Annotated in this window: 14 protein-coding genes and 1 pseudogene; 7 read left to right on the forward strand and 8 right to left on the reverse strand. The window is 63.3% G+C overall.

Going from position 1 to position 19764, the window contains the following annotated elements; translation table 11 throughout:
* Nucleotides 1-32 precede the first annotated feature (32 nt).
* A complete protein-coding gene (locus KOM00_RS00720; RefSeq protein ID WP_216496918.1) occupies nucleotides 33-950 on the reverse strand; it encodes a CopD family protein in 918 nt (305 codons plus the stop codon).
* A 227-nt stretch (nucleotides 951-1177) separates the two neighbouring features.
* Between KOM00_RS00720 and pepN the strand changes: the two genes are divergently transcribed.
* Nucleotides 1178-3820: an aminopeptidase N gene (gene pepN / locus KOM00_RS00725; RefSeq protein WP_216496919.1), complete on the forward strand. Its 2643-nt coding sequence runs from the start codon at nucleotides 1178-1180 to the stop codon at nucleotides 3818-3820.
* A 262-nt stretch (nucleotides 3821-4082) separates the two neighbouring features.
* A pseudogene (locus KOM00_RS00730) lies at nucleotides 4083-6668 on the forward strand (EAL domain-containing protein); the annotation flags it as partial.
* Between the two features lie 63 nt (nucleotides 6669-6731).
* Here the strand turns inward: KOM00_RS00730 and corA are convergent.
* From corA to msrB, 5 genes are all read right to left on the reverse strand, one after another.
* A complete protein-coding gene (gene corA / locus KOM00_RS20550) occupies nucleotides 6732-7796 on the reverse strand; it encodes a magnesium/cobalt transporter CorA (protein ID WP_236026665.1) in 1065 nt (354 codons plus the stop codon).
* 77 nt (nucleotides 7797-7873) lie between these two features.
* On the reverse strand, nucleotides 7874-8344 hold the full coding sequence (locus KOM00_RS00735; protein WP_216496921.1) for an EVE domain-containing protein: 471 nt from the start codon (nucleotides 8342-8344) through the stop codon (nucleotides 7874-7876).
* 51 nt (nucleotides 8345-8395) lie between these two features.
* Nucleotides 8396-10135: a DNA polymerase/3'-5' exonuclease PolX gene (polX, locus tag KOM00_RS00740; RefSeq protein ID WP_216496922.1), complete on the reverse strand. Its 1740-nt coding sequence runs from the start codon at nucleotides 10133-10135 to the stop codon at nucleotides 8396-8398.
* A 64-nt stretch (nucleotides 10136-10199) separates the two neighbouring features.
* Nucleotides 10200-10805, reverse strand: a complete 606-nt coding sequence (gene msrA / locus KOM00_RS00745) for a peptide-methionine (S)-S-oxide reductase MsrA (RefSeq protein ID WP_216496923.1) — start codon at nucleotides 10803-10805, stop codon at nucleotides 10200-10202.
* Nucleotides 10806-10997: 192 nt separating this feature from the next.
* Nucleotides 10998-11513 (reverse strand): peptide-methionine (R)-S-oxide reductase MsrB, encoded by a 516-nt coding sequence (gene msrB, locus KOM00_RS00750; protein WP_216496924.1) that lies wholly within the window; start codon nucleotides 11511-11513, stop codon nucleotides 10998-11000.
* Between the two features lie 221 nt (nucleotides 11514-11734).
* On the opposite strand from msrB, the gene KOM00_RS00755 reads away from it, so the two are divergent.
* From KOM00_RS00755 to sucD, 4 genes are all read left to right on the forward strand, one after another.
* Nucleotides 11735-12202 (forward strand): hypothetical protein, encoded by a 468-nt coding sequence (locus KOM00_RS00755; protein ID WP_236026666.1) that lies wholly within the window; start codon nucleotides 11735-11737, stop codon nucleotides 12200-12202.
* 21 nt (nucleotides 12203-12223) lie between these two features.
* Nucleotides 12224-12544, forward strand: coding sequence for a hypothetical protein (locus tag KOM00_RS00760; protein ID WP_216496925.1), 321 nt, complete (start codon nucleotides 12224-12226; stop codon nucleotides 12542-12544).
* Between the two features lie 230 nt (nucleotides 12545-12774).
* A complete protein-coding gene (gene sucC / locus KOM00_RS00765) occupies nucleotides 12775-13932 on the forward strand; it encodes an ADP-forming succinate--CoA ligase subunit beta (RefSeq protein ID WP_199396509.1) in 1158 nt (385 codons plus the stop codon).
* A gap of 60 nt (nucleotides 13933-13992) precedes the next feature.
* Entirely contained in the window at nucleotides 13993-14886 is an 894-nt protein-coding gene (gene sucD / locus KOM00_RS00770) for a succinate--CoA ligase subunit alpha (RefSeq protein WP_216496926.1), read from the forward strand.
* Between the two features lie 165 nt (nucleotides 14887-15051).
* On the opposite strand, the gene KOM00_RS00775 is transcribed toward sucD, so the two are convergent.
* Entirely contained in the window at nucleotides 15052-15921 is an 870-nt protein-coding gene (locus KOM00_RS00775) for an epoxyqueuosine reductase (protein WP_216496927.1), read from the reverse strand.
* A gap of 273 nt (nucleotides 15922-16194) precedes the next feature.
* On the opposite strand from KOM00_RS00775, the gene KOM00_RS00780 reads away from it, so the two are divergent.
* Nucleotides 16195-17379, forward strand: a complete 1185-nt coding sequence (locus KOM00_RS00780; protein ID WP_216496928.1) for a methyl-accepting chemotaxis protein — start codon at nucleotides 16195-16197, stop codon at nucleotides 17377-17379.
* Nucleotides 17380-17461: 82 nt separating this feature from the next.
* Here KOM00_RS00780 and KOM00_RS00785 read toward each other — a convergent pair whose 3' ends face one another.
* The gene (locus tag KOM00_RS00785) at nucleotides 17462-19750 is read right to left on the reverse strand and encodes a serine protein kinase PrkA (RefSeq protein WP_216496929.1); all 2289 of its coding nucleotides are present in this window, start codon (nucleotides 19748-19750) and stop codon (nucleotides 17462-17464) included.
* Nucleotides 19751-19764 lie beyond the last annotated feature (14 nt).

Consider the following 19764-nt stretch of genomic DNA (forward strand, 5'->3'; position numbering starts at 1 on the left):
TCCTTGTCCCGGCAGGCCCGGGCATCATGCTGTCAGGCCCAGCGCCAGAGCGAGAGGATCAGCACGATCAGAAATACGATGGTCAGGTTCATGTAGGCCATGAAAAAGAAGACCCGCTCATGCAGCGGAGCCTTGCGCTGGGTCACATCGGCCAGGGTCCCCACCTCGGGCATGAGGAGCACCTTCTCCGATCCGTGCGGTGCCAGCTTGAGCGCCTCGCTCAGGTCCTCACCGGCATGGTGGCGCCCCATGTGCACCCCCTGTTTCCAGAGCCGGCTGGCACTCGCGTCGTAGAGCCTCCCCTCGTAGGCGAAGTAAGCGGGACGCTCTTCCTTGCCGTCGAAGGAGGCGAGCTCGTCCAGCGTCAGCTCCTTCCCGGCGGGAAGGGACACCGGCTCGCGACGCTTCCCCTTCAGCTTGGGCCCGATGACCAGCACCACGTAGGCGGCGGAGAGAACCATCACCAGGTAGAGGGAGATCTTGACGAGCAGCAGCACCCCGAAGCGGGTGTGAAGCAGCATCTCCAGGGAAGTGACCCGGAAGTGGGTGAGGATGGCACCGGTGATCCCCATAACGACCATGGAGAGCACGCCGACCTTCACCTCGCCACGGGGGAGCCCCCCCGCCGCGTAGGCCGGTTTCAGGACCAGGTGCACGTAGAGAATGGTGCCGAACCACAGGATCGCGATCAGCATGTGCAGGTAGCCCGCCAGGAAGCGGACCACCTTGCCGGCCGTGACGCCCCGCGGCGCCTCGCTTTTCACGGCGCGCGAGGCGGCGAATTCCTTCCCGGCCGCGGTCAGCTCACCCCCTCCCGCCGGATCGACATGGCAGGCATCGCAGCTCCTTCCGGTTTGCTGGGCATAGATCTCTGTGGCACTGGCGGGTAGGACCGGAGCGGCAAGAGAAGCGAAGAGCAGGAAAAGCATCGAGAGGAGCAGACGTTTCATGCGGACTGTATAGCCTTGTTCTCCAATAAAGTCAACAGATTGCGGGAGTTCCCGCGAGTGCGGCACCGTCCAAGGCCACGCCCCGTCGCCGGCAGGCTTTCCAAACATGCGGCATTATTCACCAAATCTACCTCTCCACCGTCCCTAACCATTGAAAAGGCGCCCGGCTCCCGATACAATAGCACCCTTGGCGCAGCTATTACGAGGTGAGAGAAGAGGGAATGAACATGTCACACTGCCAGCACCAGACCATACACCAAAAGGACTACAAGGTTCCAGACTACCTGGTCGATACGGTCGAACTCTCTTTCGACCTCTCCCCGGAGCACACCCGGGTGGTATCCCGCCTCGCCATCCACAGCAACCACGACCGCAGCGGCGGTGTCCGCCCCCTCGTGCTGGACGGCGAGGAACTCACCCTGCTGTCGCTCAAGCTGGACGGGGTCGAGCTGGAACAGGGCGCCTACCGGGTCGACGGGACCTCCCTGGCGCTCCCCGACCCTCCCGAGCAGTTCCTCCTCGAGGTGGAGACCCGGATCAGTCCCAAGGAGAACAGCGCCCTCTCCGGCCTGTACGCCTCGGGCCCCATGCTCTGCACCCAGTGCGAGGCCGAGGGGTTCAGACGCATCACCTACTTCACCGACCGCCCCGACGTCATGGCGGTCTACACCGTGACCCTGCGGGCCGATAAGGCGAGTTGCCCGGTGCTTCTGGCCAACGGCAACCTGGTGGAGAAAGGCGACCTCCCCGACGGGCGCCACTTCGCGGTCTGGCACGATCCCTTCAAGAAACCGAGCTACCTCTTCGCGGTGGTCGCCGGGGAGCTGGTCCACATCGCCGACAGCTTCACCACCATGAGCGGCCGGCAGGTGCGGCTCGAGATCTACGTCGAGGAACGGAACAAGGACAAGTGCGAGCACGCCCTCAGGTCGCTCATGCGCGCCATGCGCTGGGACGAGGAGCAGTTCGGCCGCGAGTACGACCTGGACACCTACATGGTGGTGGCCGTCGACGACTTCAACATGGGGGCGATGGAGAACAAGGGGCTAAACGTCTTCAACTCCCGCTACGTGCTGGCGAGCCCGGAAAGCGCCACCGACGACGACTACCAGGCCATCGAAGAGGTGATCGGCCACGAGTACTTCCACAACTGGACCGGCAACAGGATCACCTGCCGCGACTGGTTCCAGCTTTCCCTGAAGGAGGGACTCACCATCTTCCGCGACCAGGAATTTTCCGCGGACATGCAGTCGCGCCCGGTGAAGCGCATCGCGGACGTGAAGAGCCTGCGCAGCGCGCAGTTTCCCGAGGATGCCAGTCCCCTGGCCCACCCGGTGCGCCCCGAGTCGTACGTGGAGATCAACAACTTCTACAGCATGACCGTGTATCACAAGGGGGGCGAGGTGATCCGGATGCTGCAGACCCTCTTGGGACGCGAGGCATTCCGCGCCGGCATGGACCTCTACTTCGAGCGCCACGACGGGCAGGCGGTGCGGGTCGACGAGTTCGTGCAGGCCATGGCCGACGCCGGGAGGCGCGACCTGTCCCAGTTCATGCTCTGGTACGACCAGGCCGGGACCCCGCTCCTCACGGTACGCGACGATTACCGGGCCGAAGACGGCAGCTACACCCTGACCGTGGCCCAGAGCTGCCCCTCGACTCCGGGTCAGCCGGAAAAGAAGCCCTTCCACATCCCGCTCGTCATGGGACTGCTGGACCGGGAGGGGAACGAGCTGCCGCTGCAGTTGGCCGGGGAGACGGAGCCGGCGGGGACCTCGCGGGTCCTCGAGCTGAGGCAGGAGACGGAAACGTTCACCTTCACGGGACTCGGAGAGCGTCCCGTGCCGTCGCTGCTGCGCAACTTCAGCGCGCCGGTGAAGCTCGAGTACCCCTACAGCGACGAGGACCTGGACCTCCTGATGACCAGCGACAGCGATCCCTTCGTTCGATGGGAGGCGGGACAGGTCCAGGCGGTGAAGCTGATCTTGGGTCTCATCGCCGACATCCAGTCCGGGCGCGAGGCGCGGGTGAAGGAGAGCTTCATCGACTCCTTCAGAAGGCTTCTCTGCGACGACCGCCAGGACCGCGCCTTCCTGGCCGAGGCGCTCACCCTGCCGACCGAGAGCTATCTCGCCGAGCAGATGCAGGTGATCGACCCCGACGCCATCTACCAGGCCCGCGAGCTGGTGCGGGCCACGGTAGGCGAGCGGCTGACTGCGGAGCTCACGGCCGCGCGGGAGGGTTGCGCCGCCCGGGCGCCCTACCGCCCCGACGACGGTCTCGCCGGCTGCCGCAGGCTGAAAAACCTCTGCCTTTCCTACCTGATGGCGGCGGGGGGGCAGGAGGCGATCGACGCCTGCATGGCCCAGTTCAAAAGCGCCGACAACATGACCGACAGCCTGGGAGCCCTGGCTCCGCTGGCGAGCTGCGCCTGCCCCGAGCGCGAGGAGGCGCTCGCCTCGTTCTACGAGCGCTGGCGCGGCGACCGCGGCGTCATCGACAAGTGGTTCACCCACCAGGCCATCTCGCGTCTGCCCGACACCATGGACCGGGTGCTGGCGCTTTTGGAGCACCCCGACTTCGACCTGCGCAACCCGAACCGGGTCCGCTCGCTGGTGGGCGCCTTCAGCCAGGGGAACCAGGTCCGCTTCCACGATGCCAGCGGCAGGGGGTACCGCTTCCTGGGCGACCAGATCCTGCGTCTTAACGGCATCAACCCGCAAATCGCCGCGCGCATGCTCACCCCCTTCAGCCGCTGGCGGCGCTTCGACCCCAACCGGCAGGGGCTCATGAAAAAGGAGCTGGAGCGCATCCTGGCCGAGCCCGGCCTGGCGAGGGACGTATACGAGCTGGCGGCCAAAAGCCTGTAATCCTACCCACCTCCGGGGACGGCGCTCAGCCGCCCCCGGAGGCGCCCCGCGAAAACCACGCGTTCCCACGCAGTTTCCCCTCAAGTAACCTCATGGATTTCCGACAAGATAGGAGGCAGACGCCCGCACCCTCCTTGGCCTTTTAGCGTAACGGATTGGAAAACCCATGAAGTACTACGTCCAGCAGTCCCAACTGGCAGCCAAGCCCCTGGCCGTTTTCGGCCTGCTCCTCCTGGTTACCTTCGGCACCGAAGCCGGGGTGATGGCCCTGCTCTCCCGCGTGTTCCCGGGACTGCAGGGCCTGGCCGCCACGCTCACCGATGCTCTGCTTTTGACCGCCCTGAGTGCCCCCGCGGTGTGGTGGCTCGTCGTGCGTCCGCTGCGGGGGATCGCCCTCCAGGCATCCGCCAAGGCCGACGCGGTGCTGCGGTCGATCACCGACGCTGTGATCACCTTCGATTGCGACGGGACCATCGACTCGTTGAATCCCGCCGCCGAGTCCATCTTCGGCTACCCCCCGCACCACATGGAGGGGGAACATATCGGCCTCATCCTGCCTGAGGTCGCCCGCTGGCTCCCCGGCGCGGCCGGCGCGCCAGCCCCCCCGGGGCAGGCGCTGTACGCCGCCAACCAGAGCTGCGGCCGGCATCGCGACGGCACGGTCTTCCCCGTGGAGGTTTCGCTGGGGAGGCTGGCGCGGCAGAAAGGGCGCAGGTTCATCGCCATAGTCCACGACATCCGACAGCTGAAACAGGCGCTCGCCGCGGCCCAGGAGCAGCAGGAGTTCCTGGGGAGCCTGCTGCAGCAAAGCGCCGTGCCCATCTTCGTCCTGGATCCCGAGCGCCGGGTGTTGATCTGGAACCGCGCCTGCGAGGAACTGACCGGCAGGAGCGCGAGGGAGATGGTGGGGACGGACCGGGCCTGGCAGGCTTTCTACCCGGAGGAACACCCGGTGCTTGCCGAGGTGGTCATTTCGGGGGACCTGGAACGCGCGCGGGGAGGGTACAGCTCGGTCAGGCAGTCCGTGCTGATCCCCGAGGGGCTGCACGCCGAGGGGTGGTACCAAAACCTGAACGGCCAGGAGCGCTACATCATGTTCGAGGCCGCCCCCATCCAGAGCGGCAGCGGCAAGCTCCTGGCGGTGATCGAGTCCCTGGAGGACATCACCCAGCGCAAGCGCTACGAGGAACAGCTCGAGTACCAGGCCAACTACGACTCCCTGACCGGGCTGGTGAACCGGAACCTGCTTGCGGACCGCATGAAGCAGGCCCTGCTCATGTCCCGTCGCCGCCGTCACGAGGTCGCCCTCTTCATGCTCGACCTGGACGGTTTCCAGCTGGTGAACGACACGCTGGGACAGGAGGCGGGAGACACCGTGCTGCGGCTGGTCGCCGAGCGCCTGGCCGGGTGCGTCAGGGCGGAAGACACCGTCGCGCGCTACAGCGGCGACGAGTTCGTGGTGCTGATCGCCGACCGTGGCGTCTCGGACAGCGCCGCGGTAATCGCCGTCAAACTTCAGGAGGCGATCGCCCGTCCCCTCAACCTGAAGGGGCAGGAGCTGACGGTAACGGCCGGCATCGGCATCAGCATCTATCCCCGGGACGGCGACGAGATGCAGACTCTGCTCGGAAACGCCGAGGCCGCCATGTACCGGGCCAAGGAAACCGGGAGGCACTCGTTTCGTTTCTACACCGCCCAGATGAACGAGCGCTCCCTGGCGCGGATCACCCTGGAGAACCACCTGCGCCGGGCCCTGGACCGCGGGGAATTCGTGCTCCACTACCAGCCAAAGGTGAGCCTGCCATCGGGGCAGATCGTCGGGATGGAGGCCCTTTTGCGCTGGGACAGCCCCGAGTTGGGCAGCGTCCCCCCCGACGCGTTCATTCCGCTTGCGGAAGAGAACGGGCTGATCATTCCCATCGGCACCTGGGTGCTTAGGACCGCCTGCGCCCAGAACAAGGCATGGTACGACGCCGGCTTCCCCGCGCTCTCCGTCGCGGTCAACCTCTCCCCGCGGCAGTTCCGGCAGCAGGACATCACGGCGGTGATAGCGGAGGCGCTGGCCGAAACCGGCCTCCCCCCGCACCTTCTGGAGCTGGAGATCACCGAGAGCATGGTCATGCAGGACGCGACGCGGGTCGCTTCCGTGCTGAACGAGCTGAAGCGGATGGGGGCATCGCTGGCGATGGACGATTTCGGCACCGGCTACTCGAGCCTCGCCTACCTCAAGCGCTTCCCCTTCGACAAGCTGAAGATCGACAAGTCCTTCGTCATCGACATCACCACCGATCCCAACAACGCGGCCATCGCCAAGGCGGTCATCGCCATGGCGCACTCCCTCCACCTGAAGGTGATCGCGGAAGGGGTGGAGACGCAGGGGCAGTTGAACTACCTGCACGACCAGGGGTGCGACGAGATCCAGGGATACTTCGTGAGCAGGCCCGTTGCCGCCGGGGAGTTCATGAGGCTGCTGCAGGGACAACCCATTGCCGTCCCCTCGCACGCGGCGGGATACCCGGACAAGACGGTGCTGGTCGTGGACGACGATGAGGGGGTGCTGAACGCGCTGCAGCGGATGCTTTTCGTGGAGGGGTACAACGTGCTGTCGGCGTCGGGCGCCGACGAGGCCTTCGCCCTGCTCGCGCTGAACCGCGTGGCGGTGGTCATCTCCGATTTCAGGATGCCGGGGATGAACGGGGCCGAGTTCCTGGGGCGAGTGAAGGAGCTCTATCCGGAGACGGTGCGCATCATGCTTTCGGGCTACGCCGACATCGACGCGGTCACCAATGCGGTAAACCTTGGGGCGATCTACAAGGTCATGTACAAACCGTGGAGCGAGCCGGACCTGAGGGAGAATCTGGAGGAAGCCTTCCGCCACTACTCCGGGGTGGGTTCCGCCCGCAGCGCCGCCTCACAGCCACCGTTTGTTTTTGAAATAAACCAGCATCCCGCCGGCGAGCACGAGGCAGAGGGCGAACACGGCCGGGTAGCCGTAGGGCCATTCCAGCTCCGGCATCTGCTTGAAGTTCATGCCGTACCACCCCACCACGAAGGAAAGCGGCATGAAGATGGTCGCGATGATGGTCAGAACCTTCATCACCTCGTTGAGCCGGTTGGAGACGCTGGAAAGGTAGATGTCGAGCATCCCCGAGAGCATCTCGCGCAACGTCTCCAGGGTGTCGAGCACCTGGACGATATGGTCGTAGAGGTCGCGCAGGTAGATGACCGTTGTGTCGCGGACCAGCGGTGAATCGCGGCGCTGCAGGCTGCTCACCACCTCGCGCAGCGGCCAGAAGATCTTGTGCAGGAAGAGCAGTTGGCGCTTGAGCCGGTAGATCGCCTGGACCGTCGCAGTGGTCGGGTTGTCGACCAGCTCGTCCTCGACGTCCTCGATGCGGTCCGCCAGCTTCTCCACCACCAGGAAGTAGTGGTCCACGATCACGTCCAAAAGGGCGTGCAGCAGGAAATCCGGCCCCATCGCCCGCAGCCGCGCCTTCTCGTTGCCCAAGCGGGCGCGCACCTGTTCGAACACATCCCCTTCCAGCCCCTCCTGGAAGGTTATCAGGTAGTTCTGCCCGAGCACCAGGCTCACCTGCTCGCTCTTGATCTCTCCCCCCCCCTCGTCGAGCCCGATCATCTTCAGCACCACGTAGAGGTATTCCCCGTAGTCGGCGGCCTTGGGGCGCTGGTCCGTGGCCAGGATGTCCTCCAGTACCAGCGGGTGGATGCCGTAGCAGCTCCCGAAGTGCCGCAGCACCTCGAGGTCCGCGAGTCCCTCCACGTTGATCCAGGTCACACCGGCAGCGCCCTTCTCGATCAGGCACTCATCCAGCGAGGTGACCGGGCGCTTTTCCAGGTGGGTCTCGTCGTACCGCACCAGGTCGACCTTGGTGGCTCCCCCCTTGTCGCGACCCATGTGGATCAGCGTCCCGGGGGCCAAGCCTACCTTCTTCGAGCGTTTTTTTATCGATGTCATGGCAATCCTTAATTCCCGTTCAACGTTCAACTTTCAACGTCAAAACGTTCAATTTCAATCAAAGAAGAGGCGAAACCTCAATGTGGCACCCCTGCCAGCTTCATGATCCGGTCCCACTCTTCCCTGCGCACCGGCTGGACCGAGAGGCGGCTGCGGTTCAAAAGTGCCATCCCGGAGAGCTCGGGGACGGTCTTCAGCTCGGCGAGGGTCACCGGCCGCGGCAACTCGCGCACGAAACGCACGTCGACCATGTACCAGGTCGGCTTCTCCGGCGTGCTCTTGGGATCGAAGTATTTGCTGTCGGGGTCGAACGCGGTGAAGTCGGGGTAGCCGGCCCGGACCACCTCTGCGATCCCCACTACACCGGGCTCGGCGATGTTGCTGTGGTAGAAGAGCACCTGGTCGCCGACCTGGATCTGGTCACGCAGGAAGTTGCGGGCCTGGAAGTTGCGGACGCCGTCCCAATGCTCGGTGGCGGCGGGACGGCTTTTCAGGTCGTCGAGCGAGAAGCTTGACGGCTCACTCTTGAAGAGCCAGTAGTTGGGCATGTTGGGGTTCCTTTCCTCATAGAAAATGATGGCACGGCCTCGGGCGAATAATTATTCGCCCCTACGGGTGTTGCGTTTCTTCCTTTTCAACAACTTCAACAGCTCATCCGCCTCGAGCGTGTTCAGCACGTCCTCCCGCTCCAGCCAGCCGCGCTGGGCGACGGAGATCCCCCAGGGGAGGGTCTCGAACTGCAGCTTTGCGTGGGTGTCCGTGTTGATGGCGATCTTCACCCCCAGCTCCTTGGCGCGGCGCACGTAACGGTCCTCCAGGTCGAGCCGCAGCGGGTAGGCGTTGATCTCCAGCGCCGTCCCCGTTTCCCTGGCCACCTGCAGCACCTCTTCCATTTCCAGCTGGTACCCCTCCCTCTCGCCGATTATGCGACCGGTGGGATGGGCGATGATGTGGACGTACGGGTTTCTCATGGCGGCCACGATGCGCGCGGTCATCACTTCCTTCGAGTTGTTGAAACCGGAGTGAATCGACGCCACCACCACGTCGAGTTCCTCGAGCACCTCGTCCGGAAAATCGAGGGTGCCGTCGCCGTGGATGTCCATTTCGGTACCGTGGAGCACCCGGAACCCCTTCAGTTCGCGGTTCAGCGCCCGGATCTCCGCCTGCTGCTCCTTAAGCCGCTCCACCGTGAGGCCCCGCGCCACAGCGAGCCCCTGCGAATGATCGGTGACCGCGATGTAAGAAAGACCCCGCAGCCGGGCCGTCTCCGCCAGCTCCGTTATGCCGTGGGCGCCGTCGCTCCAGCGGGAATGGACGTGCAGGTCCCCCTTGATCTCCTCCCGGGTCACCAACTGCGGCAGTTTACCCGCCTGTGCCGCCTCGAGCTCGCCGCGGTCTTCGCGCAGCACCGGCGGTACGAAGGGAAGATCGAGCAGGCGGTAGACATCCTCCTCGTTCTCGCCACCAAGGCGCACGTTGTCCTCCTCTCGGAAGATGCCGTACTCGTTGATCTTCAGCCCCCGCTTCTGCGCCATCTCCCGCAGCCGGACGTTGTGCGCCTGGCTCCCGGTCAGGTAGGCAAGCGCGGCGCCGTAGGAGACCGGCTCCACCACGCGCAGATCCACCTGCACCCCTTCCCGGATGGTCACACTCGCCCGGGTCGGGCCGCGCATGATCACGTCGTGCACCTGGGGCAGGTTCAGGAAGGCCTCCATGACGCTCGCGGGCTCAGGCGAGGTCGCCACGATGTCGATATCCTTGATGCTGTCGCGGCGGCGCCTGATGCTTCCTGCAATTTCGACCCGGTCCAGCGGCGCCTTCTGTTGCAACGCCGCCACCAGCTCTTCCGCCGCCGGCAGCATCCGTCCCAGCGGTTGCCGCTCGCGCCCCCGCTTCACCGCCTGGATCCCCTTGAGGATGTTCTCCTCGGTCTTCTGCTGGATCCCCTTTATCCCGATCAGGCGATGTTCACGTGCCGCCTGCTCCAGCTCCTCCAGGCTCGTGATCTGCAGCGCCTCGTAAATCGCCTTCGCGGTCTTCGGCCCCAGGTCGGGCACGGCAAGCAGGGTGAAAACGCCGGCCGGCACCTCCTTTTTCAGCTGCTCATGGTAGGCCATTGTGCCGCTTTGCAGGTATTCCTCGATGCGTGTGGCCAGGTCCGCCCCCACCCCCGGTATCTCCAGGAGTTCCTTGTGCGACATCTGGGCCAGGTCGCGGTTCAGCCCTTCAAGGTTGAGTGCCGCCCGCCGGTAGGCCCTGATCTTGAAGATGTTGTCCTGCCGGATCTCCATGATGTCGGCGATCTCCTCGAACATGCGGGCTATCTCTCGGTTCTTCATGGCATCCCCCGGCAAACCCCGAGTTCTCTGTGCGACGTTTAAACCTTTCTCAGACGCTCCGATCTCACTTCCCGGCCTGGCCCCCCCAGAGTTCCTTCAGCCGGTGATCCCGGCCGCAGCTCAAGCGGTAGTAAGAATACCGCAGCGGGTTCTTCTTGTAGTAATGCTGGTGATATTCTTCCGCCGGGTAGAACTCGGTCGCCGCGACGATCTCCGTCTGGATCGGCGCCTTCAACTGCCTGCTCTTCTCGAGTGCCTGTTTGGACTGCAGGGCCAGGCGGCGCTGCTCCTCGTTGTGATAGAAGATCGCGCTCCTGTACTGGTGCCCGATGTCGCAAAACTGGCGATCCTTCACGGTCGGGTCGATGTTGTGCCAGTAACGGTTGAGCAGCTTCTCGTAACTGATCTTGGCCGGATCGTAAACCACCTGCACCGATTCCGCGTGGCCGGTGCCCCCTGCGGAGACCTGTTCGTAGGTCGGGTTCTTCACCTGTCCGCCGGTATAGCCGGAAGTCACCGAAACCACGCCCGGCAACTCGTCGAAGGGATGCTCCATGCACCAGAAGCAGCCTCCGGCAAAGGTGGCCTTCTGCAGTTGCGCGGCCGGCAGGGAGCCTGCCGCCGCGAGGATGAACGTAAAGGCAATCGCTACTACGGTAAGTGCTTTCATGGAAAGCCCCCCTTGAACCTTAAAACCTTAACGCGAAGACGCAGAGGCGCCAAGACGCCAAGGTAAGCTGTTGGTTTACCCCCTGCATTACGGGGTCTTTGCGCCTGTGCGCCTCTGCGCCTCTGCGCCATTGCGCCTTTGCGCCTTTGCGTTAGAGCCTTTCGCTTTGACGCTCCGTGCCTTTGCCCCCTCCTACTTCGTCGCCACGAACTGCAGCGCCGCGGAGTTCATGCAGTAGCGCAGCCCGGTCGGCTTGGGACCGTCGTTGAACACGTGCCCCAGGTGCCCCCCGCAGCGACGGCACAGCACCTCGGTCCGCGTGCTGAAGAAGCTGCGGTCCGTCTCGGTCTTCACGTTTTCCTTGGCTATGGGCTGGGTGAAGCTGGGCCACCCCGTTCCGGACTCGAACTTGTCCTCGGACCGGAAGAGGTCCAAGCCGCACCCGGCGCACCGGTAGATACCGTGGTCATGGGTCGCGGCGTACTTGCCGGTAAAGGCGCGCTCGGTCCCCTTCTCCCGCAGGATATGGTACTGCTCCGGCGTGAGTATCTTCTTCCATTCCGCGTTTGTCTTCACTACCTCGTCTGACATTACGTAGCTCCCTTTTTCAGCCGAATAGACCTTGATACGGGAAGCGGCGTCAGCGTCGATACCTACTGCCGCCGCGACAAAGAACAGAAAACCCAGAAACAATCTTCCATACTTCATGGCGCATCTCCTGTAGGTTGTTGAAACATGCCCTGTTGCACAGCCCTTAGGATAACATAGCGTGCAGAATATTGCATGACCGCCTCCTACTTGAGAAACCGGCGCACCTGCCGAAAAGTATCTTCACCTTTTGGCTTGAAGCCGGAGTGGTTATCCTGAATAATAGGTGACGTTGCCTGCATTGCTTGGGAGGAGAAATGAAGGGTCTTGCCGTAGTTCTGATGGTATTTGCGTGTGCGACGACGGCGTTTGCCGACATCTACACCTGGAAAGACAACAGCGGAACCAGGTTCTACACCAACAGTCTGCACGAGATTCCCGCGCGCTACCTGAAAAAGGCCCGGGTGCTCGACGTGGCCACCGGCAAGCTGGGAGGGCTGGCGACGGCACAACCGGCAACACCGTCTGCGCCGGCGCCAGGCGCGCCACCCGCACCGAACGCCCCGCCGCTTTTGGTGCAGCAGGCCCCGACGGGGCAGCCTGCGTCGCCGCCACAGACGTCGCCGCCACCGGCATCGGCGGCACAGCCGGCAGCTCCGGCCGTGCCCCCGGTCGCCGCTCCCTCCCCGGCCGCGCCGGTGGTAGAGCCCGCTCCCCCCGCTCAAAGCGCAACCCGGCCGTCGGGCAGGCTGTCCCGCCGGGAACTCAGGGCCTTGGGCAGGCGCGGCAACCATGCCGGCGAGGAGTGACCCATCTACAACGGAGCCGTCATGAAAACAACGATCCTGATGTCCTTGCTGCTGTTACTTTCCGGAACGGCCGGCGCGGAAGAGCTCATCTGTCGGGGTAACATCGTCAGCACCCAGGGGGAAGGGATCGTCGCACGCAAGCACCGCTTCGAGGTCGCCGACGTGACCGGGGACGACATCCAGGCGGTTCTGGAAAAATGCAGGAAGATCGCCCTGGAGCGCCAGGCACGGGCCGCCCGCAAGAACCCCGGCGGCAATTTCACCGCGTTTTCCGATGTCGACCTGCAGTGCAGCAAGGGGGCCGACAACCTCGTGGTGCGCCGCAGATTGCAGACCAGGTAGCGGCAGGAAAACCAGGCAAAGGAAAGATCCGAAGAGAAGCCCCCGCGGGCTTCTCTTTTTTTTAATTGTGATAGTATTTAGTCTTAATTTGAATTTTCACCCCGCAATGCCGAAGAGAACCTGGGGCACGACGATTGCCGCCCCGGCCACACCCCTACGATATTGAGATCTTACCTCTGAGAAACAGGCTGCATCCGGTTAATTCCAAAGCTGCACCATAGGAGATCAGGATGAACATTCATGAGTATCAGGCCAAGGAGATACTGAATTCGTTCGGCATCCCCATCCCTCGGGGCCGCGTAGCGCTCACCGCGGACCAGGTGGAGCGGGCGGCCAAGGAGATGGGAGGACGCTGCGTGGTCAAGGCGCAGATCTACGCCGGCGGACGCGGCAAGGCGGGGGGCGTCAAGCTCGTGCACCACCCGGAACAGGCCCAGGAGTACGCCAAGGAACTGTTCGGCAAGACCCTGGTGACGCCGCAGACCGGCCCGGAGGGGCTCAGAGTCCGGCGCATCCTGGTGGAGGAGGCGGTCGAGATCGCCCGGGAATTCTACCTCTCCATCACCCTGGACCGGAGCGCCTCGCGCTATGTCCTCATCGCATCCGCCGAGGGGGGAATGGAGATCGAGGAGGTCGCGTCAAAGACCCCGGAGAAGATCCACACCCTGACCATCGACCCTTTCCTGGGGCTCAGATCGTACCAGGCCCGGCAGATCGCCCTGCAGCTCGGCCTCTCCGGGAGCGTCTGCGAGGACTGCGTCAACCTGATCCAGAATCTGTACCGGGTCTGCCTGGAGAAGGACTGCGCCCTGGTGGAGATCAACCCGCTCGTGGTGACCAGGGCGGGGTGGCTCATGGCCATGGACGCGAAGATCACCTTCGACGACAACGCCATCTTTAGGCACCGGGAGTACCCGGACATGATGGACTACTCCCAGCTCGACCCGCTGGAGATCAACGCCGGCAAGTACGACCTCGCCTACATCAAGCTCTCCGGCTCCATCGGATGCCTGGTGAACGGCGCGGGCCTCGCCATGGCGACCCTGGACGTCTTGAAGGAGTACGGGGGGGAACCTGCCAACTTCCTGGACGTTGGGGGCGGCGCCACCCGTGAAAAGGTGGCCGAGGCTTTCAAGATCATCCTGCAGGACGCGGACGTGAAGGGGATCTTCGTCAACATCTTCGGCGGCATCATGCGCTGCGACGTGATCGCCCACGGCATCATCGAGGCGGCCAGCGAGGTGAACTGCACCCTCCCCATCGTGGTGCGCATGGACGGCAGCCAGGTCGAGGAAGGAAAACGCCTCCTCACCGAGAGCGGCCTGAACGTTCAGTGCAGCGACAACCTGGGAGACGCGGCCTCGAAGATCGTGGGGATGCTGGGATAGCACTCCCCCCCTGACCCTCTCCCGCCGGGGCGGAGGGGACTCAAACAGGAGATTTGTCATATGTCCATATTGATCAACAACTCTTCCAGGATAGTGGTCCAGGGGATCACCGGCCGCAGCGGCCTGTTCCACACCCAGCAGTGCCGCGAGTACGGCAGCAACATCGTCGCCGGCGTGACGCCCGGCAAGGGGGGCATCCACATCGAAGGGATACCGGTGTTCAACACGGTGGCCGAGGCGGTGAAGTACACCAACGCCAACGTCTCCATGATCTTCGTTCCTCCGCCGGGGGCGGCTGACGCCATCCTCGAGTCGGCGGCGGCCGGGCTCGAGCTCGCCGTCTGCATCACCGAGGGGATTCCGGTGCGCGACATGGTCCCGGTGAAGGCGGTGTTGAAGCAGAGCAAGATGCGGCTGGTCGGCCCCAACTGCCCGGGCGTGATCACGCCGGGCGAGTGCAAGATCGGCATCATGCCCGGCCACATACACAAGCCCGGCAAGATCGGCGTCGTCTCGCGCTCCGGCACACTCACCTACGAGGCGGTGAAGCAGCTCACCGACATGGGGCTCGGGCAGTCGACCTGCGTGGGGATCGGGGGCGACCCGATCATCGGCATGAACTTCATCGACGTGCTCAAGCTCTTCAACGAGGATCCGGGCACGGAAGGGGTCTTCATGATCGGCGAGATCGGCGGGGCCGCCGAGGAGGACGCGGCGCACTGGATCCAGGAACACATGAAAAAGCCGGTGGCGGCCTTCATCGCCGGGGTCACCGCACCGCCGGGCAAGAGGATGGGGCACGCCGGCGCCATCATCACCGGGGGCAAGGGGAAGGCGGAGGACAAGATCCGCACCCTCACCGAGTGCGGCGTAACGGTCGCGTCCAGCCCGACCAAGATGGGCGAGGCGATGCAGATGGCCCTCGCCGCCAAGGTAAACGGCAAGAAGAAGTAATTTACCGGCAAGCCTCACAGTAAAAAGGGCACCTCCCGAAGTGGGGGTGCCCTTTCCTTTTTGATCAACAGCCACGCTGCCTAGCAGCATCGACACCCGACACAGCCATCAACCGGCAGCCACCGTTCCGCGCTCGGAACCCCACAACGGCCTTGGTTGTCAGCCTCACTCGCCCCCTGCTCCAGGTTGCCTCACCGCCAAAGGGGAAAACTTACCCGCCGGCACCCTGTCCTCGCAGGGGACCTTCGTCTGACACAGTCCGCAGCCGGTACTGGTGACCCCGAATTTCTCCCCGACCGCCCCGGGGACCGTCGCGTAGACATGCTCGCGACAGAGGCGCTTGTCGTGCCCGTCCCGGGACAGCGCTCCCACCGGACAGCGGCCGATGCAGGCCCCGCAACTCCCCTCCCGGTACCAGAGGCAGTTGGACCTGTGATCGGTGCTGGTGCGCGCAGTGGGTTCCAAATGGGCATCGGTGATGACGCTGCCGAGACGGTGGGCGATCCCGGCCGGGGTGATGAGGGCATCGTTGAGGCTGAAGGTTCCGAGCCCCGCCGCATAGGCGGCATGACGCTCCGACCAGGAGGAAGCGATGCCGACCGGGCTGTCCCGGTACTCCCGCCAGGCCGGGTGCAGTTGCGGAGCCAAGGCACGGTATCCGGCATCGACCAGCAACTGCACGACCTGCCGGCGCAGCGCCGCGTTGAAGGCTTCGCCGTGCTCCCTGGTCAGGGCCCAGGCGCGGGAAGGATAGGTCGTCTCGGAGCGATTGCTGCGGCGGGTCTCTTCGGAGATGGGCAGCGCCCAGCAGATCACGGTGGCAGGGCGCCAGGGTGGGCTTTCTTCCAGCGCCAGTTCCGCCGGCGTGAGATGGAAGGGTCCGATCACCGTCTTGTACTGCGCGAAAAGCGGATCATCCGCCGCCGCAAAACCGATCAACGGCTCTGCGAAGTAAGGCGAGCCCTCCTCCGGAAAACGGTTGCCCGGTTCCTCGCGCACGAACCGCATCATCATCCGGCAAAGCGTGTCTCTCATCCGTGGCACCTCCTGGCTTGGGAAGAAGCGGGAACATAGCTTATCATGTTCTACGAAAGCGGCCACTTTTTTTGCGTATCTGGCACAGCCCTCTTTAAAGGGGACCTTGTCGGCTCTTCGCACTGCCTCAGCATCACATTATTTTTCTTAAATTCATCGCTTTTTGTTTACAGCATATCTCAAGTACAGACCACTTTTCCCGATAAGTCTCCTGCGGGAGTGGAACGTTGTTCGACAGAGACAGTTGACCGCGGCACCGGCAAGGAGAAGAACATGAAGGAAATCTTGAACTTTTACCTCAACCTCACCATCAGGTTCAGGCTCGGCCTGCTGTGCGTCTGTTACAGCTTCTGCCTGATCGCCACCGCGGTTGCCGCCCAAGCGGACTCCCTGCTGATAAAGTACGGATCGCTCGCCCTCTTCATAATCATGGGCGGGATCTTCGGCGCGATCAACATCTGGTCCATCAGGACGCCGCTGGTGCGGACCATGAGATACCTGGAGACCATGGCGCAGGGGGACCTGAGCGAAGAGATCGTGGTCAACCGCCGCAACGAGATCAGCGACATGCTAAGGGCCTTGCAGAAACTGCAGGCGTCCATGCGGGGGATGATCCAGGGGATCCAGCAGACCGCAGACGAACTCGCCAGCGCATCCAGCCAACTGAGCAATACCTCGCTCAGGATGGCGGAGGGGACGGTGCACGCTTCGCAGCAGTCCAGCTCCGTCTCCAGCGCCGTCGGAGAGATGGCCGGCGTCAGCAGCGACATCGCGCTCAGCTGCCAAAAGATGGCCGACCGGGCGGGAAGCACCAGCACCGCGACCAGCAAGGGGGAAGAGACCATCACGCGCATGACGTCGGTGATGGGAGAGATCGAGCAGATGGTGTCGGGCACGGTCGACGCAGTCAAGGCCCTGGGCGCCAACTCGGACAAGATCGGAAACATCGTGGTCGCCATCGAGGACATCGCCGACCAGACCAACCTCCTGGCGCTCAATGCCGCCATCGAGGCCGCGCGGGCCGGCGAACAGGGACGCGGCTTCGCGGTGGTCGCCGACGAGGTCAGGAGGTTGGCGGAACGCACCACCTCGTCCACCCGCGAAGTTCAGTCGATAATCGCGTCGTTGCAAGGGGATGTGAAAAACGTGGTGGCGCTGATGGAGCGCAGCGCAACCAGTGTCAGAAGCGGCACCGATGACGTACAGCATTCCAGCCACGCCATCGGGACCATCAAGGAACATATCACCCCGCTCTTGGAGTACGTCTCGCAGGTCGCCACCGCGGCCGAACAGCAGTCCGCGACCACCACCAACATCTCCGAAAGCATGCGTCAGATCATCGGGGTGGTGCAGGAAACGGCCGGGGGCGCGCAGGAATCCGCCCGGGCGGCGGAGGATCTCGCCAACTCGGCGCGGTCGCTGCAAAACATGGTGAACCAGTTCAAGGTCGCGGCGTAAATGCGAACAGGGATGAAGGGGATGAAAGGGATGAAAGCCCGTTTATTCGGCTATCCCCTTTATCCCCTTCATCCCTGTCTGTTTAGACGTGGAATTTGCGGGCGAGGTCGTTGTCGATGACGTAGACGCAGATTTCCTTGGCGCACTGCTTGGTGTACTTGAACTTCTCGGAGCTCAGGTTGTTGATCAGGAAGGTCACGTCGTCCCTGATCCGCTTGTCGTAGGTCTTGAAGGCCTCGGTGTCGAAGTCCTTGATGGCGCGGCGGAAGTTGGCGTTCTCCAGGAACGGCTCAAGCACCTTCTCCTTCAGGTTGAAGACGTAGCGGTCATGCAGCGACTGGAACAACGCCGTATCCTGCGCCCGTTTCCCCTCCACCATGATCTCCTGGGTCAACGTCCTGCCGGTGTACTCGTGCTGGGTCTCCTGCCTGAATGCGAACCGCGCCTCATCCTCCACCTTGGCACCCAGCAGGCGCCGCTCGATCCCCGCCAGAAACTCCTCGGTAATCTCCAGCTTTTCCCCCGTGAACCGGCAAACCTCGACGGCGCCGAGCTCGAAGTTAACGGCGAACATGTAGTGCAGGATGTCCCGCTCGATCTGGGCCTCGTTGTAGTAGTAGAGCGCCTCCTTCACCTCCTGGAGCACCACGTAGTCGTAGTTGTGCACCAGGGACTCCATGAAACCGTCCGGGATAGACTCCTTCAGCTCCTTGTGCCAGCGCGTGAAGAAGGTGGACAGGCTGTTCATGGTGATCATCTTGTCCTTCCGGGCGTAGGCAGAGTAGAAGTCGGAGAAGATCTTGATGGATTCGCGCCCCGAGAAGCCGTGATCCCCTTCGTGCTCGCTCTCGGCGATGATCTTCTTCCTCCGCTTGGCGTTGAGCCGCTTCCGGTCGTCCTCGGAGAGCCACTCGGGGATGTGCCCGGTGTAGATCTCCATCTTCAGGATCTGCAGGTTCTCGTCGCAGTAGAGCCGGTACTTCTCCGGATCGCCGATCCACTCCAGGAGCGCGTCCGATTTCACGTTCATCCTGGTCGAAATGATCACCCGGGCGAAGTTGTGCAGCACCCGCGGCAGGAAGCTCGAATCGATGTGCTTGCCGAAGATGTTGCGGTAGATCTCCACCTCGGTGTTCAGGTCCATGACGTAGGGGATGTTGATGAACTCGATGCGGTCCGAGAAGGACTGCACCCCCTCGATGCTCCGCTCGTCCTCGGGGTTCATGAGGGCGATGAACAGGCTCCTCACGTTCTCCTCGATGTCCTCCACCTTGTGGATCCCTTCGCTGATGATGTTGTGCAGTTCCAGAAGCCGCTCGGCGTTGTGGGACTTCACGTCCATCAGGGCGTAGATGCCGTTGTTGGTCTTGGCGAAGTTGGAGAAGATGTACTTGACCTCGTTGCTGTCGCCCAGGAGCAGGTCGATCTTCCTCTGCAGCATGTCGTTGGTGAGGATGTTCTGCTTCATCGACTTGTCGCCGGGATTGAAGACCGTGATCCCCTCGCCCAGCCTGCGGTTGAAGCGGTAGGGGCGCACCTTGATCATCCGGAAGATGTCGGTGGGGTCGTCGAGCCGCGCCGAGAGTGCCTGGAAGATGGAGGTGCAGATGGTGCAGGGGGAGTCGCGGAAGACCCAGTCGTACTCCTTCTCGGTGAAAAGCTTCCACTTGAAGGAATCGTTCTGGAACAGGTCGTCGAAGAACGCGCGCCGCTGCGCCTTGTCGATCATGAGCAGCGGGCTGTCGTGGGACGGGCAGGGCACCTCGACCACGTCGCCCCCCCGCAGCAGCGCCCTGGTGTCTATGTGGTCGTGGCTCTCCAGCTCGTACTCGTCCAGCAGGTGGGAGAGCTTCTCCACGAAGGCGTTGACCTGGTGCTCCTTGAAGGTCCCCAGGACGCGGCGGTCCAGGTGCCAGACCACCTCGTAGCTTCTCCCCTCCTCGGTGCTCGCGTATTCCTCGAACTTCATCAGCACGTTGTTCAGGAAGGTGCTCTTGCCGGAACCGGGAGGCCCCTCGAAGATGTAGATCTTGTTCTGGCGCGCGCCGCTTTTCATGTCCGCGACGTGGCTTAAGAAACGGTTGGCGAACAAGCGGTCGGCAAAGAAGGGGCGGTCGGAGTTCTGCACGAAGAGCTTCCGGGTGTCGTAGGGGACGAAATTTATCGACTCGGGATCTTCGGGATACTCGTCGTTCCCCTCGCTGACGTAACTTCTCACCATGTCGTGGAAGAGCTGGAAGATGTTGCGCATCATCCGTTCCGGCTGCTCGGTGACGAGCTGCATGAACTCCTCGAACGACATGTGCGAGGCGCTCTTGTGTTCGACGATGGTGCGGCTCAAATGCCTTATGACTGTCTCTAGATCTGGCATAGCTTATCCGCCTG

Origin of the sequence: Geomonas diazotrophica (assembly GCF_018919385.1) — a bacterium.
Taxonomy (GTDB): Bacteria; Desulfobacterota; Desulfuromonadia; order Geobacterales; family Geobacteraceae; genus Geomonas; species Geomonas diazotrophica.

What these genes read in the sequence shown, in the direction of transcription:
- corA (WP_236026665.1), bottom strand. Translation starts at nt 7,796, where the DNA reads ATGACATCGATAAAAAAACGCTCGAAGAAGGTAGGCTTGGCCCCCGGG.
- msrA (WP_216496923.1), bottom strand. Translation starts at nt 10,805, where the DNA reads ATGAAAGCACTTACCGTAGTAGCGATTGCCTTTACGTTCATCCTCGCG.
- KOM00_RS00755 (WP_236026666.1), top strand. Translation starts at nt 11,735, where the DNA reads ATGGTATTTGCGTGTGCGACGACGGCGTTTGCCGACATCTACACCTGG.
- KOM00_RS00775 (WP_216496927.1), bottom strand. Translation starts at nt 15,921, where the DNA reads ATGAGAGACACGCTTTGCCGGATGATGATGCGGTTCGTGCGCGAGGAA.
- KOM00_RS00780 (WP_216496928.1), top strand. Translation starts at nt 16,195, where the DNA reads ATGAAGGAAATCTTGAACTTTTACCTCAACCTCACCATCAGGTTCAGG.
- sucC (WP_199396509.1), top strand. Translation starts at nt 12,775, where the DNA reads ATGAACATTCATGAGTATCAGGCCAAGGAGATACTGAATTCGTTCGGC.
- KOM00_RS00785 (WP_216496929.1), bottom strand. Translation starts at nt 19,750, where the DNA reads ATGCCAGATCTAGAGACAGTCATAAGGCATTTGAGCCGCACCATCGTC.
- msrB (WP_216496924.1), bottom strand. Translation starts at nt 11,513, where the DNA reads ATGAAGTATGGAAGATTGTTTCTGGGTTTTCTGTTCTTTGTCGCGGCG.
- sucD (WP_216496926.1), top strand. Translation starts at nt 13,993, where the DNA reads ATGTCCATATTGATCAACAACTCTTCCAGGATAGTGGTCCAGGGGATC.
- KOM00_RS00720 (WP_216496918.1), bottom strand. Translation starts at nt 950, where the DNA reads ATGAAACGTCTGCTCCTCTCGATGCTTTTCCTGCTCTTCGCTTCTCTT.
- polX (WP_216496922.1), bottom strand. Translation starts at nt 10,135, where the DNA reads ATGAAGAACCGAGAGATAGCCCGCATGTTCGAGGAGATCGCCGACATC.
- pepN (WP_216496919.1), top strand. Translation starts at nt 1,178, where the DNA reads ATGTCACACTGCCAGCACCAGACCATACACCAAAAGGACTACAAGGTT.
- KOM00_RS00735 (WP_216496921.1), bottom strand. Translation starts at nt 8,344, where the DNA reads ATGCCCAACTACTGGCTCTTCAAGAGTGAGCCGTCAAGCTTCTCGCTC.
- KOM00_RS00760 (WP_216496925.1), top strand. Translation starts at nt 12,224, where the DNA reads ATGAAAACAACGATCCTGATGTCCTTGCTGCTGTTACTTTCCGGAACG.